This window comes from Ruegeria sp. C12, assembly GCF_056537745.1.
Genome location: NZ_JBQFSA010000002.1, coordinates 356,576 through 371,668 on the forward strand (window position 1 = coordinate 356,576; position 15,093 = coordinate 371,668).

Consider the following 15,093-nt stretch of genomic DNA (forward strand, 5'->3'; position numbering starts at 1 on the left):
AAAGACGCCAAATTAGGCGCAAATTTCAACCCCTGCCTCTTTTTTCCTCACCCCGCCTCCGCTTCAACGCCCCGCACAATCACTCACACGGCTCCGACCTGCCCCGATGGGCGTCCCGGAGCATCCGCAGGGAAAAGGAGACCGGCCCATGAACGGAGCCGACACAGCCTGGATCATCGTTGCAACCGCACTGGTCCTGTTTATGACATTACCGGGGCTTGCCCTGTTCTATGGCGGCCTTGTGCGCGCCCGCAACGTGCTGAGCGTTTTCATGCACTGTTTCAGCATCGCCTGCCTGATGAGCGTCCTTTGGCTGGTCGCGGGGTATACCATCGCCTTCGGCCCCGGCGAAAGCGGGCTGTGGGGCGGCTTGGGCAAAGCGTTCCTGAACGGCGTCGATGTGGACAGCCTTGCAGGCACCCTGCCCGAGATCCTGTTCTTCGCCTTTCAGATGACCTTTGCCATCATCACCCCCGCGCTGATCGTCGGCGCTTATGTGGAACGCGTGGGCTTTGGCTTTGTCCTGACGTTCTCGGCGCTGTGGATGTTGCTGTGCTACGCGCCGGTGGTGCACTGGATCTGGGGCGGCGGGATGCTGGCCGATGGTGGAATTCTGGGTGAGATCGGCGTGCGCGACTTTGCGGGCGGCATCGTTGTCCACGAAACCGCCGGTCTGGCCGCGCTGATCATCGCTGTCATCCTCGGCCCCCGCCGCAACCGCACGACACCGCCGCACAATCCGGGCTTTGTCATGGTCGGTGCCGCGATGCTGTGGGTCGGCTGGTTCGGCTTCAACGGCGGCTCGCAACTGGCCGCTGACGGAGGGGCCGCGATGGCCATGACCGTCACACATCTGTCCGCGGCCACCGCCTCGCTAACTTGGGCGCTGTGGGAGAAAATCCGCTTTGGCAAAGCCTCGATGGTCGGTCTGGTGACTGGCACCATCGCGGGTCTGGCCTCGATCACGCCGGCCTCGGGCTTTGTCGGCCCGGTTCAGGCGCTGATCATCGGCGCTGTGGCAGGCATCCTGTGCCAGGAGGCGGTGTTCGTGATCCGCAACAAGCTGAATATCGACGACACGCTGGACGTGTTCGCGGTGCATGGGGTGGGCGGCATCTTTGGCACCCTGATGATTGCACTGTTCGGTCTGGGCACCTGGACCGCGCAACTGGGCGGGCTGGTGATCGTGGGTGTCTTTACGTCAGTTGTCACGATTGTACTGGTCAAGGTGGTTGCACTGATCACCCCACTTCGCGTAGACGCCGAGACCGAAACAAACGGGCTCGATCTGTCGGTACACGGCGAGCGGGCCTATGACATGAGCAGCTAAGCCCACCTTGGCATGCTCTGCCCGTAAGGGCCTAAGCGGACCTCTTGGGGGTCCGCTTTTCTTTTTTTCACCCCCTCGACTCCGGCCAAAGGGTCAGGCTATCAGCCCGCAACGTGTTTTCAGCCCAGAGGTTTGCACCATGATCCCCAGCTCATTCCCCGATAGCACCGAAATCGCCCGCCTGACCGCGCGCATGCTGCTGGAGATCAAGGCCGTGCATTTCAATTCGCGCGAGCCGTTCACGCTGGCCTCTGGCCTGCCCAGCCCGACCTATATCGACTGCCGCAAGCTGATCTCATACCCCCGCATCCGCTCGACCCTGATGGATTTCCTGACCGTCACCGTGATGCGCGAGGCTGGGTTCGAGGCGTTCGACAATATCGCAGGCGGCGAGACGGCGGGCATCCCCTTTGCTGCAATGGTGGCCGAGCGTATGGCTCTGCCGATGACCTATGTGCGGAAGAAACCCAAAGGCTACGGCCGCAACGCCCGCATCGAAGGCGCGATGAGTGAAGGGGAACGCGTGCTGCTGGTCGAGGACCTGACCACCGATGGTGGCAGCAAACTGTCCTTTGTCGATGCGATCCGCGAAACCGGCGCGACCTGCGGGCATACGGCGGTCATTTTCTACTACGGAATTTTCCGTGAGACCGAAAAGACGCTGGGCGATCATGGCGTGAAGCTGCACAGCCTTTGCACATGGTGGGACGTTCTGGCCGAGGCCAAGGCGCAAAAGGCCTTTGACGAAGAGACCCTTAGCGGCGTCGAAGCCTTCCTGAACGACCCGCGCGGCTGGCAAGAGGCCAATAAACCAACGTAAACCTCTTGTGGAAGGATTGGGGATAACCCCGGAAGAATCGGCCAGTTCGCCACGATATCTGGTGACTTTTCCCGCAATTCCTACATAATAAGCTACGCATACACAGGCATCCAAGCTGTCTAGAAAGTTATCCCTAGGCTTTACCCTAAGTTAGCCACAGGTATTTCCAGATAGCTTGCGACAGTATTTCGCGTGTAAAACCTCGGAACGGGCAGCGGGGACAAAATGAACGAGATCAGCAGTATCGAGCAGGCAGCGGCACAGATTCAGAACGCCGAAACCATGCCGCATTCCATTGAGGCCGAACAGCAGCTTCTGGGTGCAATCCTGACCAATAACGACCTCTATGACCGGGTCGCCTCGATCATTGGGGCCGAGCATTTCTATGATCCGGTCCATGCCCGCATCTATGAGGTCGCGGCCAACCGCATCGCCAAGAATGCGCTGGCCTCGCCCGTGACGCTGAAATCCTTCATGGCCGAGGATGAGGGCCTGAAGGAACTGGGCGGACCGGCCTATCTGGTCAAGCTGGCGGGTGCGTCGATCAGCGCCTTTGCGGTGCATGACTACGCCCAGATGATCTATGACCTCGCCATCCGGCGCGAGCTGATCCGGCTGGGCCGGGACATCTCGGACAAGGCGGCGCGGGTGGATGTGTCCAGCGAGCCGAAAGAACAGATCGTCGAGGCCGAGCAACAGCTCTATCAGCTATCCGAGCAGGGCCAGACCGAACAGGGGTTTCAATCCTTCCTCAAGGCGGTCACAGAAGCCGTCAACGTCACCAACGAGGCTTACCAGCGCGGTGGCGGCATGGCGGGGATTTCCACCGGTCTGGCCGATCTCGACAAACAGCTTGGGGGCCTGCACCCCTCCGACCTGATCATTCTGGCGGGGCGTCCATCGATGGGGAAAACCTCATTGGCGACCAACGTGGCGTTCAACGTGGCCAAAGCCTACAAGCGCGGGCTGAAACCCGATGGCTCTGAAGGCGCGATTGATGGCGGCGTGGTCGGGTTCTTCTCGCTTGAGATGAGCGCCGAGCAGCTTGCAGGCCGGGTTCTGGCCGAGGCATCCGAAATCTCAAGCCACAAGATCCGTCAGGGCGACATGACCGAGGCCGAGTTCCGCCGTTTCGTGGACGCTGCCAAGGAACTGGAAGCCTGCCCGCTGTTCATCGACGACACCCCTGCCCTGCCCATCTCTCAGCTTGCCGCCCGCGCACGGCGGTTAAAGCGGACCCACGGGCTGGACCTGCTGGTGATCGATTATCTGCAACTGTGCCGAGGCATGGCCGACAACCGCGTCAACGAAATTGCCGAGATTTCGATGGGCATGAAGGCCATTGCCAAAGAGTTGAACATCCCGGTGATCGCCCTGTCCCAGCTATCGCGTCAGGTCGAAAACCGCGATGACAAGCGCCCGCAACTGTCCGACCTGCGGGAATCGGGCTCGATCGAACAGGATGCCGACGTGGTCATGTTCGTGTTCCGCGAGGAATATTACAAGGAACGCGAAAAGCCCGGTGATCACGAGCTGGAAAAGATGGAAGAGTGGAAACAGGCCATGGAACGCCTGCACGGCAAGGCCGAGGTCATCGTCGGCAAGCAGCGCCACGGCCCCATCGGCACGGTCGAGTTGTCGTTCGAGGCACAGTTCACCCGCTTTGGCAATCTGGTCAAACCCTGGCAACAGGGCGGCGAGATCGAGGGGTACTGACCCAAGCTGGTGCCGGGCACCCCTGTCCCACGGGGAGAATGCCGTTGCCTCTCACCTGTACGGCAGGCTGAGTATGGGGCTAGATAGAGGCCATGCTCTGAAAAGGACGCGCGGAATTTGCCAGCCATCATCTCGGAAATTCGCTACCGGAACGGTCCGGGCTTCAACAACCCGGATGACGACTTCATCGAAATCCGGGTGCCCACGGGCCAGAGTGTCTCGGGCCTGACGGTCGAGGTATATAACCCCAACGGCACAGTGCGCAGCACAACGTCGGTCGATAGCGGCACCATGACCACCGTCGGCGGGTTCGACTATTATGTTTTGAACGCGCGCATCAATCGCTTTGGCGCGGTATCCCTCGATGACAACGGCACCGTTCTGGGGTTCGTGTCATTCGACGGCGACGTCACGGCCACCGAAGGGGCCGCCGATGGTCTGACCGCAAACCGCATTGGCAACGACAGCGATCCGGACCTGACAGATTCAACGCAGTCGGTCACGTCGACCGATGGCATCAACTACGTCGTCAACGACAACCCCAGCCCGGGCGCGCCCTGTTTTGCGACCGGCACTCTGATCCTGACCGACAGCGGGCAGATTGCCGTCGAAGACCTGAAACCCGGCGACTTGGTCCTGACCGCAACCGGGGCGTATCTGCCTCTGCGGCTTAATCTCTCCCGCGCCCTGCGACAGTCCGAGCTGATCTCGCAACCCGAGCTGTGCCCGATCCGTATCGTGGCCGGAGCCTTGGGCCAGAGCTTGCCGGGGCGCGATCTGCTGGTTTCGCGTCAACATCGTATGCTGGTGCGGTCGCCGATTGCCGGGCGGATGTTTGGAACGCAGGACGTGCTGATCTCGGCAATCCGGCTGACCGACCTGCCCGGTATTTTCATCGACGACAGCATCACTCAGGTCACCTATCATCATCTCGTGTTTGATTGTCATGTTGTCCTGTTTGCCGAAGGCGCGCCCAGCGAAAGCCTGTTCACCGGCCCGCAGGCCGTGTTTGCCGTCACGCCAGAGGCGCGGGCTGAATTGCTGGCCTTGTTCCCCGCGCTGAACGCGGCTGAGGCACAAACCGGCAAGCCTGCCTGTTTCATTCCCAGTGGCAAGCAGCAGCGCAAACTGGTGGCGCGGCATCTGAGTAACGAAAAACCGCTGCTGTCGCCGTCTGCGAAGGGATCGGCTTGACCCGAAGCGGGTCAACGATAATTGGCTTCAGCCGCGTTTGACGCCAGATGTCACATAATCCAAACCCCTTTCAAACAATGGTGTTTTTGCAGAAGATTACGCTCGACAGCCGCGCGGACCGTTTGTACTCAGCCAGATGCTGCCTATGTCGCAGCGTATCTTGTCGGGAAAAGCCCGATACCCCCTTGACCTGCCACGACGCAATGGCATGAACGACGCATGAGTACAGCACGACTAACAATCAATCTTCAGGCCGTTGCCAGCAACTGGCGGGCGCTGGATGCAAAGACCAATGTTGAAACCGGCGCCGTGGTCAAGGCCGACGCCTATGGGTTGGGGGCCGGACCCGTCAGCGGCGCGCTGGCCGAGGAAGGCGTGCGCAAGTTCTTCGTCGCCGTCGCCGAGGAAGGCGTCGCCGTGCGCGAGGCTGTTGGCCCGGGACCGATGGTTGCCGTGTTTTCCGGCCATATGGAGGGTGACACCGATCTGCTGCGCAATCACGATCTGACGCCGCTGATCAACTCGGCCGAGCAGTTCCAGCGCCATATGCAGGCCCTGCCCGATCACCCGTTCGGCATCCAGCTTGACAGCGGCATGAACCGTCTGGGGCTGGAACCCGCCGACTGGGCCGAGCTGCGCCCCAAGGCCGAGGCGCTGAACCCGGTGGTCGTGATGTCCCACCTCGCCTGTTCGGACGAGCCCGATCATCCGATGAACCAACAGCAACTGAAAACCTTCCGCGAGATGACCGACGGTGTCACCGCGCCGCGCTCGCTTGCGGCGACGGGCGGGACATTGCTGGGCCCCGAGTTCCATTTCGACTTCTGCCGTCCGGGCGTCGGCCTGTATGGTGGCATGCCCTTTGCCGGGGCCAAGCCGGTGGTCACGGTTGATCTGCCGGTCATTCAGGTCCGCGCCGTGGAAGTCGGAGAATCCGTAGGCTATGGCAACAGCTGGACTGCCCGGCGTCCATCGCGCATCGCCACAGTGGCGGCGGGATATGCGGACGGTCTGCACCGCGCGATTGGCGGCGGCATCGATACGTTTTCGGGCGATCAGCCCTGCCCGGTCGTGGGCCGTATCTCGATGGATCTGATCACCGTCGATGTCACCGACCTGCCGCAGGACCCCGAACGCCTGCGCATCCTGAACGGCCACCAGACCGTGGATGATCTGGCCGAGGCCGCTGGGACGATCGGTTATGAAATTCTGACGTCACTGGGCCGCAGGTACTCGCGGGGTTACGTGGAATGAACCCCATTCTGATGCTTGGCGGATTGGGCCGCGCGGTCCTGAACATGCTGGCTGCGTTCGGACGCGTCGCATTGTTCGCGCTGGACGCGGTGTCGCATATCTTTCGACCGCCCTTCTACCCGCGCGAATTCGCAATGGCATTGCTGAATATCGGCTGGCTGTCCCTGCCCGTGGTCGGCCTGACCGCAATCTTCACCGGTGGCGCGCTGGCCCTACAGATCTACTCTGGCGGCGCGCGGTTCAATGCCGAGGCCGTGGTCCCCCAGATCGTCGCAATCGGCATGGTGCGCGAGCTGGGCCCCGTACTGGTCGGCCTGATGATCGCAGCCCGTGTGACCTCGTCCATTGCCGCAGAAATCGCGACCATGAAAGTGACCGAGCAGATTGACGCTCTGGTCACGCTATCCACCCACCCGATGAAATACCTGACCGCCCCGCGCGTGCTGGCGGCGGTGATCACCGTTCCTGCTTTGGTTGCGGTGGGCGACGTGATCGGCATCATGGGTGGCTATACGGTCGCCACGCAAAACCTGGGCTTCAACCCGGCGACCTACCTGAAAAACACGGTGGATTTCCTTGAGACGCGCGACATCGTCTCATCGCTGGTCAAAGGGGCCGCCTTCGGCATGATCGCCGCCGTTATGGGCTGCTACTACGGCATGAGCTCGGGTCGCGGCGCGCAAGGTGTTGGCCGCGCCACCAAAGGCTCGGTCGAGGCCGCCGCCGTGCTGATCCTGGCCGCCAACTTCGTTCTGACAGGGGTGTTCTTCTCGCTATGATCCATATGGAGAACGTACATAAAGCCTTTGACGACAACCATGTGTTGCAGGGTCTTAACCTTGAGATCCCCAAGGGCACGTCGATGGTCATCATCGGTGGCTCGGGTACCGGCAAGTCGGTGGCGCTGAAATGCATTCTGGGCCTGATCAAACCCGACAGCGGTATGATCTATGTGGACGGCAAAGACGCCACCAAAGGCGACCGCGATGCCTTTCTGGCCCGGTTCGGGATGCTGTTTCAGGGCGCGGCGCTGTTTGACTCACTGCCCGTCTGGCAGAACGTCGCCTTCCGCCTGCTGCGCGGCCCGCTGAAACGCCCGCCCGAATACGCCCGCGAAATCGCCGTCGAGAAACTGCGCCGTGTCGGCCTGAAATCCAACGTGGCCGACCGTTTTCCGTCCGAGCTGTCCGGCGGCATGCAAAAACGCGTCGGCCTCGCCCGCGCCATCGCCGCCGAACCCGAGATCATCTTTTTCGACGAGCCCACCACAGGGTTGGACCCGATCATGTCCGGCGTCATCAACGACCTGATCCGGGAAATCGTGACTGAAATGGGCGCAACGGCCATGACCATCACCCACGACATGAGCTCCGTCCGCGCGATTGCCGACAACGTGGCGATGCTGCATGACGGGGTGATCCAGTGGACCGGGCCTGTGGGCCAGATGGACGCCTCGGGCGATCCGTATCTGGAGCAGTTCATCAGCGGGAGTGCAGAAGGGCCGATTGAGGCAGTGCGGTGAGTGGCGAAGTTAAGTTTGGATGAGATAGAAAATGTCCTTTCCACAACCTCCTGAAAGCAAATCCAGAGTCCGCAGAGCCGGGAAAGCTATCGCTAGCAATCTGGAAACACCCGAAGACGTATTCGTTGTCGACCAATGGCGAGCGTCTCATGGATACGTTCTCAATACATTTAATATTTGGCTTAAGCGCGCCTTGGAGCACGAAAGAATCGAAGCTGAATTCGCTCAAAGACTTAAACGAAGAAATACAGTCATTGATAAACTGCGTCGTGTTCGTCCTGACGGGACACCTTTTATTTCCGATGTAACGTCTATGCATGACTTCGCTGGTTGTCGTTTGATCTTTTCGAGTATCAATGACCTGACAGCTTTTCGTACAGCGCTTTTGTCTCCACAGAAACTACGTAGCGTGAATCACAAGCTCCGCAACGACGCACAGAAATACAACTATATCGAAGCACCAAAGGAAAGTGGTTACAGAGGCATACACGATGTCTTTCGTCACTTCCCCCGCCCGCACCGCAGGGGAACAAATTCTTCTGAACCATGGCATGGTCTTCAGGTTGAGATTCAATATCGAACACGTGTACAGCACGCTTGGGCCACTGCACTTGAAATCTCAGATATTGTAGACGGACAAAGAACTAAGTTCGACTTGAATGGCGGTGAACGTGTGGAGTTCTTTGCCGTCGCGAGCGAAATCCTCGCTCGCGAACAGGAAGGTATGAGACGGGCCTTCCCTGAGGTTACAGACAATGATTTGAGAACCAAGCTAACCAATTTAGAGAATAGACTGGGAATCCTACAGCGACTTGAAGCTCTCAAACAATTTGAGGGCTTTGATCAACTAGGGAAACACAACGTACTGAATATCGTAGCTGACAATCAAGAATACTCACTCGAAGTCTATCGTTTCAGTTCGCCGCAACAAGCGATCGCGAAAGCGAATGAACTCGAAAGCGATGCGACTAGTCTGAATGCTGTATATGTAAGAGCGGACAACCCAAATCAACTCAGGAGCGCTTACCGGAACTACTTCAACGACCCTGTGGATTTTGTCAGGATGTTGAAATGAGTAAGTGATGACCCTCCGCCTCGCCACCCTCTCCCTCCTGATCCTCTACCCCATCGCGTGGTTCGCCCCGCTGATGCGCGCGGGGCTCCTCCCAATCTTCGGCCTATCCGAAATCAGCGTCATCACCGGCCTCCAGTCCTTGTGGAAATCCGACATCTTCCTCGCGCTGGTCGTCACGATCTTCGCCCTTGTCGCGCCTTACATCAAAACCATCGGCACCGCCCTGATCCAATGGGACCTACTGGACGCCCGCGTGCAACCCGCGCTCAACATCCTCGGCAGGCTCGCCATGGCCGACATCTTCCTGATCGCGCTTTATATCACGCTGGCCAAAGGCATCTCATACGCCACCGTCGAAACCGCTTGGGGCCTGTACCTGTTCACCGCCTGCATTCTGGCCTCTCTGGCGCTCGGCTATATTACCGAGATGACATCCAGTTCACGAAATCCTCAGACCTAATTGATTGAAAACATTAATCTGAGTATCATTTTAATATTCGAGCAGCAAAGTTTTTTGTCGTTTACGGGTCCGCAGCGGATCACCTTGCGTGTTTGATCTTTCCCTCCGCTTCGGCCCGGTGTGTACCGGTTTGAAAAGGAGAAGGACTATCATGGCCGCGCTCCATAACATTACATTGCAATTTCAGAATGCCTTTTTAAGACTGACTTTTTTCCTGATCTGCGCCGCAGCGCTTGGCGCAGTTGTCGCTACATCGCTGTCCGCGCTTGGCGTCTGGCCTTGGCTGTCGATGCAGGCCGGATTTGTCGGCGGCACCATCGATGCGGGCGTCTATATCCAGATCGGGTTGACCTGCTTGATTCTCATGCTGGCCTTCTATTTGCCCTCAAACGCGCGGATGATGGCGCTGGAAAACGCGCATCGGAAGTTCTCGCTGAACATGCAGGACATCGCCCATGCCTATCAGGTGGCCCATGCCGCAGACCGAAGTGGGGCGTTTGCGCTGGCCTCGGAATTCGACGCGGTGAAGGAACGGATGGCCTTTCTGCGGGATCACCCCGACCTGCAGGCGCTGGAACCTGAAGTTCTGGAAACGGCGGCCCAGATGAGCCAGGTCAGTCAGGAACTGGCCGAAACCTACGGCGAGGATCGTGTCAGACGCGCCCGCACCTTCCTGCAACAGCGGCAGGAAGAGGTTGAGTTGTTCCAGAAGCGGATCGAGGATGCGCAGACCATCCTGCACGAACTCAGCCAATGGACCCGCGATATCGAGATCGAGGAATCCATCGCCAAATCCCAACTCGGCCGCCTGCGGGACGAGTTGTTCGAGTTGCTGCCGGAACTTTCCGCCCAATTGCAATCCCCCCCTGATGACAGCGATCCAAGCGCGTCCAGCGTCATCGCAATGTCTCCCCCTCGGGCGGCGGAATAGGCGCGTCAGCGCCCGCTGCGGGGGATGGCCCGTCGGGCCTGAGCCCGCAGCGTGTCACCGGCGGGGATGAAAGCCCGCAAGGGCTTGAAGAACCGCCCATCCTCGGGCACCAAAGGCCACATGGCAAAGACGACTTCCTTCTCCTGCTCGGCCTGTGGCGCCACGCATACAAGATGGTCCGGCCGCTGCGACGCCTGCGGCGAATGGAACACAATCACTCAGGACGTGCCGCTTTCGGCGGGTCCGGCCAAGAAATCCCTCGGCGGCAAGCGGGGCACGTCCATCGCACTCACGGACTTGTCGACCGAGGAGACACCGCCACCCCGTACACTCAGCGGGGTGGACGAGTTGGACCGGGTGCTGGGCGGCGGCCTCGTCCCCGCCTCTGCTCTGTTGGTCGGCGGAGATCCCGGCATCGGCAAGTCCACCCTTCTGCTGCAGGCCGCCGCGCGGTTTGCACGCGCGGGCGTCAAGACAATCTATGTCTCGGGCGAGGAAGCCAGCGCGCAGGTCCGAATGCGCGCCCGCCGTTTGGGGCTGGAAGATGCGCCCGTCCAACTGGCCGCCGAGACCAACCTGCGCGACATCCTTACAACGCTAGAGGCCGAGAAACCGGGCCTCGCCATTATCGACTCGATTCAGACAATGTGGGCCGACAATGTGGACAGCGCACCGGGTTCGGTGTCACAAGTCCGGGCTGCCGCGCATGAATTGACCACGTTTGCGAAACGACATGGCGTATCGATCATCATGGTCGGTCACGTCACCAAAGAAGGTCAGATCGCGGGCCCTCGAGTCGTGGAACACATGGTTGATACGGTTCTCTATTTCGAGGGCGAGCGCGGCCACCAGTTCCGCATCCTGCGCGCGGTCAAGAACCGCTTTGGCCCCGCTGATGAGATCGGCGTCTTCGAGATGACCGGAAAAGGGCTGGCGCAGGTTACAAACCCGTCGGCCCTGTTCCTGTCGGAACGCGGCACGCCCAGCCCCGGTTCCGCCGTGTTTGCAGGCATTGAAGGCACCCGCCCCGTTCTGGTGGAATTGCAGGCGCTTGTAGCCCCCTCGCCCCATTCGCAGGCGCGCCGCACGGTTGTGGGCTGGGACAGCGGGCGTCTGGCGATGATCCTTGCCGTGCTCGAGGCGCGATGCGGCGTTCCGTTCACTGGCCTGGACGTCTATCTGAATGTCGCCGGAGGCCTGAAAATCGGCGAACCCGCCGCCGATCTGGCCGTTGCCGCCGCGTTGCTGAGTGCGCGCGAAGACACTGCCCTGCCCGCAGACACGGTGGTTTTCGGAGAAATCTCTCTATCCGGGGCACTTAGACCGGCCCCGCAGACCGAAAACAGGTTGAAAGAAGCCCAAAAACTTGGTTTCACGTCGGCTATCGCTCCGGCAGGCGGCAAAACCGGTACTGTGGCAGGTCTGACACTCACCCGGCCCTCTGATTTGGTTGGGTTTGTTGGCGAAACCTTCGGAGCAGGTTAAAGTCGCGCCGCGAGGGGCAGAAAAAGAACAGGCGAGGGCCATGGAAGGTTTTACAATAATTGACGGGGTTGTGGCCCTGATCATCGTGCTGTCAGGTCTGCTGGCCTATTCGCGCGGTTTCATGCGCGAGGTTCTGGCCATCGCAGGCTGGGTCGCGGCGGCAGTCCTTGCATTCATCTTTGCGCCGCAGGCCGTGCCGTTGGTCAAAGAAATCCCCGTTGTCGGAGACTTCCTGCGCGACAGTTGCGAATTGTCGGTGATCACAGGGTTCGCTGCCGTTTTCGCCATCGCCCTGATCGTGGTCAGCATCTTCACACCGCTGTTCTCGTCACTGGTGCAGCGTTCCGCTCTGGGCGGGTTGGATCAGGCGCTTGGCTTCTTCTTCGGCATCGCGCGCGGCATCCTGCTGGTTGCCATCGCCTTCTTTGTCTACGACACGGTCATGACCGGCCAGTCCTATACAATCGTGGACGAAAGCCGCTCGGCCAAGGTATTCGAACAGTTCAGTTCGCAGATCGAAGAGCAGAACCCCGAAGCGGCCCTGGGCTGGGTCACCGCGCAGTATGAAGAGCTGGTGGCAAGCTGCACCTCGAACGGTTCGGCCCCTGCTACTGAAAGCACCGGCAACTGATTGCCGCTTTACCAGCTTAGGAAAAGCCCGGCACTGCCCGGGCTTTTTTTGTGTCAAGCTAAACGAACCCCTCGCCACCGCATACGGTGCATCGGATTGTCTTTAGCCCGAAACAGCCGTCGCAGCGGCTGGTGATCGGCTTGCCGTGAATATCGCGGCTTTTGATGACCTCGCCCGAGCCGTTGCAGATCTGACAGGGCGCCCGCCCCATGCCGCGACATCGATGGCACCGCCGCTTTGGTGTTTCATCTTTCTTCGATGGTGCCCTGTTTTGCCACATAAAAGCCCCCTGCCCGCTAAATCCCCTGGTTTTCGTGCCCTTTCCGCCATGTCAGCATAAATGAAATCATATGTCATCAGCCTTGGCCCGGGATCACGGTTGCACAAAACCCACCTGCGGCATTGTGTATTTGTGATCCTTTGATGACAGGCGCGTTCTAAGGCATTATGTGGGGGCCAACCCGCCACGGAATCGGAGCTGCCGGTCTTGTTCTTTGTGTTTTCATCTGCGTGCGCCGCATCGATGATTGGCCATCTGGCTTTGGAAACACACCCAATCCCGCGTCTGGCGCAGGCCATCCGATCCCACATGCCGGTCAAACCTCTCGTCACAACGTCATAGAAATTGGAGCCCGTACATGTGTGGGATTTTGGGGATCGCAAGCCGGACACATGATGTGTTTGCGGAAATCTATGACGGGCTGCTGATGCTGCAGCACCGGGGTCAGGATGCCTCGGGGATCGTCACGTATAATGGTGAGTTCTTTCGCGAGAAAAAGGCCAACGGTCTGGTCAAGGACGTCTTCAACGCAACGGACGCCGAAACCCTGCTGGGCAAGGTCGGCATGGGCCATGTGCGCTATCCGACCGCAGGTTCGCTCAGCGCGGCTGAGGCGCAGCCGTTCTTTGTGAACGCGCCTTACGGGATCTATCTGGTCCATAACGGCAACATCACCAACACCGCCGAGCAGCGTGAGAAGGTGACAGGCAAATACAGCCGCCACCTGCGCACCACGTCGGATTCCGAAATTCTGCTGAACGTGCTGGCCGACAAAGTGGCCGATGCGATCAAGGTCAACGGCAATGTCGAACCCATCCGCAACATCTTCGCGGGCGTGAAGATGACGATGGAGCGGGTGCAGGGTGCCTATTCCGTCATCTGCCTGATTGCAGGAGTCGGGATGCTGGCCTTCCGCGATCCGTACGGCATTCGCCCCCTGTCGGTGGCTGTGCGCGAAACCGATGGCGACGGCAACGACTATGCCTTTGCCTCCGAGGATGTGGCTTTTGGCATCAACGGGTTCAAGAAACTGCGCGACCTGCGCGCGGGTGAGGCGATCCTGATCGATCTGGACGGCAACATGCACGAATTCCAGGCGGTCGAAGGCAAGTTGACACCCTGTATCTTCGAATATGTCTACCTGGCCCGTCCGGATTCTCTGCTGGATGGCGTATCGGTCTACAAAACCCAGATGCGCATGGGTCAAACGCTGGCCAAGCAGATTCAGGATTCGGGGCTTGAGATTGACCGGATCATCCCGGTTCCCGACAGCGCCCGCCCTGTGGCGCTTGAAGCGGCCAAAATCACCGGCATTCCCTATCGCGAAGGTCTGGTGAAGAACCGCTATGTCGGTCGGACATTCATCATGCCCGGTCAGGAAGAACGCCAGAAATCCGTCCGCCGCAAACTGAACGCCATTCCGCTTGAGTTCAAGGATCACAATGTCCTGCTGATCGACGACTCGATTGTGCGCGGCAACACCATCAAGAAGATCGTGCAGATGTGCCGCGAGGCCGGGGCCAAAAAGGTCTATATCGCCAGCGCGTCGCCGCCGGTGAAATATCCCAATGTCTACGGGATCGACATGCCCACCAAGCATGAGCTGATCGCCAACGGCAAAGAAATCGAAGAAATCCGCGAGGAACTGGGCGCGGATGCCCTGTTCTATCAGCATCTCGACGATCTGGTCTGGGCGGCCAAGGAAGGCAACCCCGAGATCGAGGCCTTCGATTGCTCCTGCTTTGACGGCGATTACATCACGGGCAGTGTCAGCGACGATTACCTCGACAGTCTGGAAAACAGCAGCCGGGTCAGTAAAAAGCGCGAAGATATGGAGGTCGTTGGCGGATCTTGGAACGGGGCCAAGCTGGCCTCGGGCTGAGGTCAGCGGCGAATCAAGTTGAGGCATTCAGGTCCGGGTTTTGCACGATTTGGTCGATGACGGGCCGATCACGAAAAGTTGCCACCACAGCCCGAGGTTGAATCTGCCGCTTTTGCAAAGGTTTCGGTGGAACGGAATTTTATGCCGAAACCTGCGACGCGGCGGCAGTCTTTTGTTCCCCTTTGGCCTTTGTTAACCACCGTTCTGCTACCACTCACCAAAGGGGTCCGGGTCCTGCCCTGACCGCAGTTCATGTCCAACGCTACCGTCAAAAGCGCGGCCACCCAAAAGGGCGCGCTGAAGAAAAACTCTGTGTCTGTTCTTGGGATCTTTGGCCCCAAGGCCGAATTGCGCGCCCTGATGCGTATGGCGTCGGGTCGTGTCAAAGAGGTCAAGACCGGCAGCCGGGTCGGTTCGGGCACCATTGTTGCCATCGATGAACATGGGATCATGCTGCGACAAAGCGGCCAGACCCGGCGGATCGCGATTCCGGGGGGCTAACCCCCTCTTGAC

At 59.6% G+C, this 15,093-nt stretch carries 14 protein-coding genes; all 14 read left to right on the plus strand.

Annotated elements, in window-relative coordinates:
• Positions 1 to 148: 148 nt before the first annotated feature.
• The 14 genes from ACR0C9_RS06925 (at position 149) to ACR0C9_RS06990 (ending at position 15,081) form a co-directional block, all read left to right on the plus strand.
• Complete coding sequence (locus ACR0C9_RS06925; protein ID WP_480708268.1) at positions 149 to 1,330, plus strand: ammonium transporter; 1,182 nt, start codon at positions 149 to 151, stop codon at positions 1,328 to 1,330.
• A gap of 139 nt (positions 1,331 to 1,469) precedes the next feature.
• Complete coding sequence (locus tag ACR0C9_RS06930; RefSeq protein WP_170621892.1) at positions 1,470 to 2,150, plus strand: orotate phosphoribosyltransferase; 681 nt, start codon at positions 1,470 to 1,472, stop codon at positions 2,148 to 2,150.
• A 225-nt stretch (positions 2,151 to 2,375) separates the two neighbouring features.
• On the plus strand, positions 2,376 to 3,866 hold the full coding sequence (locus tag ACR0C9_RS06935; protein WP_170629522.1) for a replicative DNA helicase: 1,491 nt from the start codon (positions 2,376 to 2,378) through the stop codon (positions 3,864 to 3,866).
• A 117-nt stretch (positions 3,867 to 3,983) separates the two neighbouring features.
• A complete protein-coding gene (locus ACR0C9_RS06940) occupies positions 3,984 to 5,060 on the plus strand; it encodes a Hint domain-containing protein (protein WP_480780659.1) in 1,077 nt (358 codons plus the stop codon).
• A gap of 219 nt (positions 5,061 to 5,279) precedes the next feature.
• The gene (gene alr / locus ACR0C9_RS06945) at positions 5,280 to 6,314 is read left to right on the plus strand and encodes an alanine racemase (RefSeq protein ID WP_170518994.1); all 1,035 of its coding nucleotides are present in this window, start codon (positions 5,280 to 5,282) and stop codon (positions 6,312 to 6,314) included.
• Positions 6,311 to 7,093, plus strand: a complete 783-nt coding sequence (locus ACR0C9_RS06950) for an MlaE family ABC transporter permease (protein ID WP_170450224.1) — start codon at positions 6,311 to 6,313, stop codon at positions 7,091 to 7,093. The genes alr and ACR0C9_RS06950 overlap by 4 nt, the downstream gene beginning before the upstream one ends.
• Positions 7,090 to 7,836 carry an ABC transporter ATP-binding protein gene (locus ACR0C9_RS06955; RefSeq protein ID WP_480780660.1) on the plus strand — a complete coding sequence of 249 codons (747 nt, stop codon included), beginning with the start codon at positions 7,090 to 7,092 and terminating at the stop codon, positions 7,834 to 7,836. The genes ACR0C9_RS06950 and ACR0C9_RS06955 overlap by 4 nt, the downstream gene beginning before the upstream one ends.
• Positions 7,837 to 7,867: 31 nt before the next feature.
• A complete protein-coding gene (locus ACR0C9_RS06960; RefSeq protein WP_480780661.1) occupies positions 7,868 to 8,911 on the plus strand; it encodes a RelA/SpoT domain-containing protein in 1,044 nt (347 codons plus the stop codon).
• A 7-nt stretch (positions 8,912 to 8,918) separates the two neighbouring features.
• Complete coding sequence (locus tag ACR0C9_RS06965) at positions 8,919 to 9,371, plus strand: paraquat-inducible protein A (RefSeq protein WP_170519005.1); 453 nt, start codon at positions 8,919 to 8,921, stop codon at positions 9,369 to 9,371.
• Between the two features lie 151 nt (positions 9,372 to 9,522).
• The gene (locus tag ACR0C9_RS06970) at positions 9,523 to 10,302 is read left to right on the plus strand and encodes a kinetochore Spc7 family protein (protein ID WP_480780662.1); all 780 of its coding nucleotides are present in this window, start codon (positions 9,523 to 9,525) and stop codon (positions 10,300 to 10,302) included.
• Between the two features lie 120 nt (positions 10,303 to 10,422).
• Positions 10,423 to 11,787, plus strand: coding sequence for a DNA repair protein RadA (radA, locus tag ACR0C9_RS06975; protein WP_170519011.1), 1,365 nt, complete (start codon positions 10,423 to 10,425; stop codon positions 11,785 to 11,787).
• A 40-nt stretch (positions 11,788 to 11,827) separates the two neighbouring features.
• Positions 11,828 to 12,418 (plus strand): CvpA family protein, encoded by a 591-nt coding sequence (locus ACR0C9_RS06980; RefSeq protein WP_480780663.1) that lies wholly within the window; start codon positions 11,828 to 11,830, stop codon positions 12,416 to 12,418.
• A gap of 638 nt (positions 12,419 to 13,056) precedes the next feature.
• On the plus strand, positions 13,057 to 14,580 hold the full coding sequence (gene purF, locus ACR0C9_RS06985) for an amidophosphoribosyltransferase (protein WP_480580911.1): 1,524 nt from the start codon (positions 13,057 to 13,059) through the stop codon (positions 14,578 to 14,580).
• A gap of 252 nt (positions 14,581 to 14,832) precedes the next feature.
• On the plus strand, positions 14,833 to 15,081 hold the full coding sequence (locus tag ACR0C9_RS06990; protein ID WP_170734915.1) for a hypothetical protein: 249 nt from the start codon (positions 14,833 to 14,835) through the stop codon (positions 15,079 to 15,081).
• Positions 15,082 to 15,093: the final 12 nt, after the last annotated feature.

Coding starts and splice junctions, on each gene's coding strand:
- purF (WP_480580911.1), top strand. CDS start 13,057: ATGTGTGGGATTTTGGGGATCGCAAGCCGGACACATGATGTGTTTGCG.
- ACR0C9_RS06930 (WP_170621892.1), top strand. CDS start 1,470: ATGATCCCCAGCTCATTCCCCGATAGCACCGAAATCGCCCGCCTGACC.
- ACR0C9_RS06965 (WP_170519005.1), top strand. CDS start 8,919: ATGACCCTCCGCCTCGCCACCCTCTCCCTCCTGATCCTCTACCCCATC.
- ACR0C9_RS06950 (WP_170450224.1), top strand. CDS start 6,311: ATGAACCCCATTCTGATGCTTGGCGGATTGGGCCGCGCGGTCCTGAAC.
- ACR0C9_RS06960 (WP_480780661.1), top strand. CDS start 7,868: ATGTCCTTTCCACAACCTCCTGAAAGCAAATCCAGAGTCCGCAGAGCC.
- radA (WP_170519011.1), top strand. CDS start 10,423: ATGGCAAAGACGACTTCCTTCTCCTGCTCGGCCTGTGGCGCCACGCAT.
- ACR0C9_RS06935 (WP_170629522.1), top strand. CDS start 2,376: ATGAACGAGATCAGCAGTATCGAGCAGGCAGCGGCACAGATTCAGAAC.
- ACR0C9_RS06990 (WP_170734915.1), top strand. CDS start 14,833: ATGTCCAACGCTACCGTCAAAAGCGCGGCCACCCAAAAGGGCGCGCTG.
- ACR0C9_RS06980 (WP_480780663.1), top strand. CDS start 11,828: ATGGAAGGTTTTACAATAATTGACGGGGTTGTGGCCCTGATCATCGTG.
- ACR0C9_RS06955 (WP_480780660.1), top strand. CDS start 7,090: ATGATCCATATGGAGAACGTACATAAAGCCTTTGACGACAACCATGTG.
- ACR0C9_RS06925 (WP_480708268.1), top strand. CDS start 149: ATGAACGGAGCCGACACAGCCTGGATCATCGTTGCAACCGCACTGGTC.
- ACR0C9_RS06970 (WP_480780662.1), top strand. CDS start 9,523: ATGGCCGCGCTCCATAACATTACATTGCAATTTCAGAATGCCTTTTTA.
- alr (WP_170518994.1), top strand. CDS start 5,280: ATGAGTACAGCACGACTAACAATCAATCTTCAGGCCGTTGCCAGCAAC.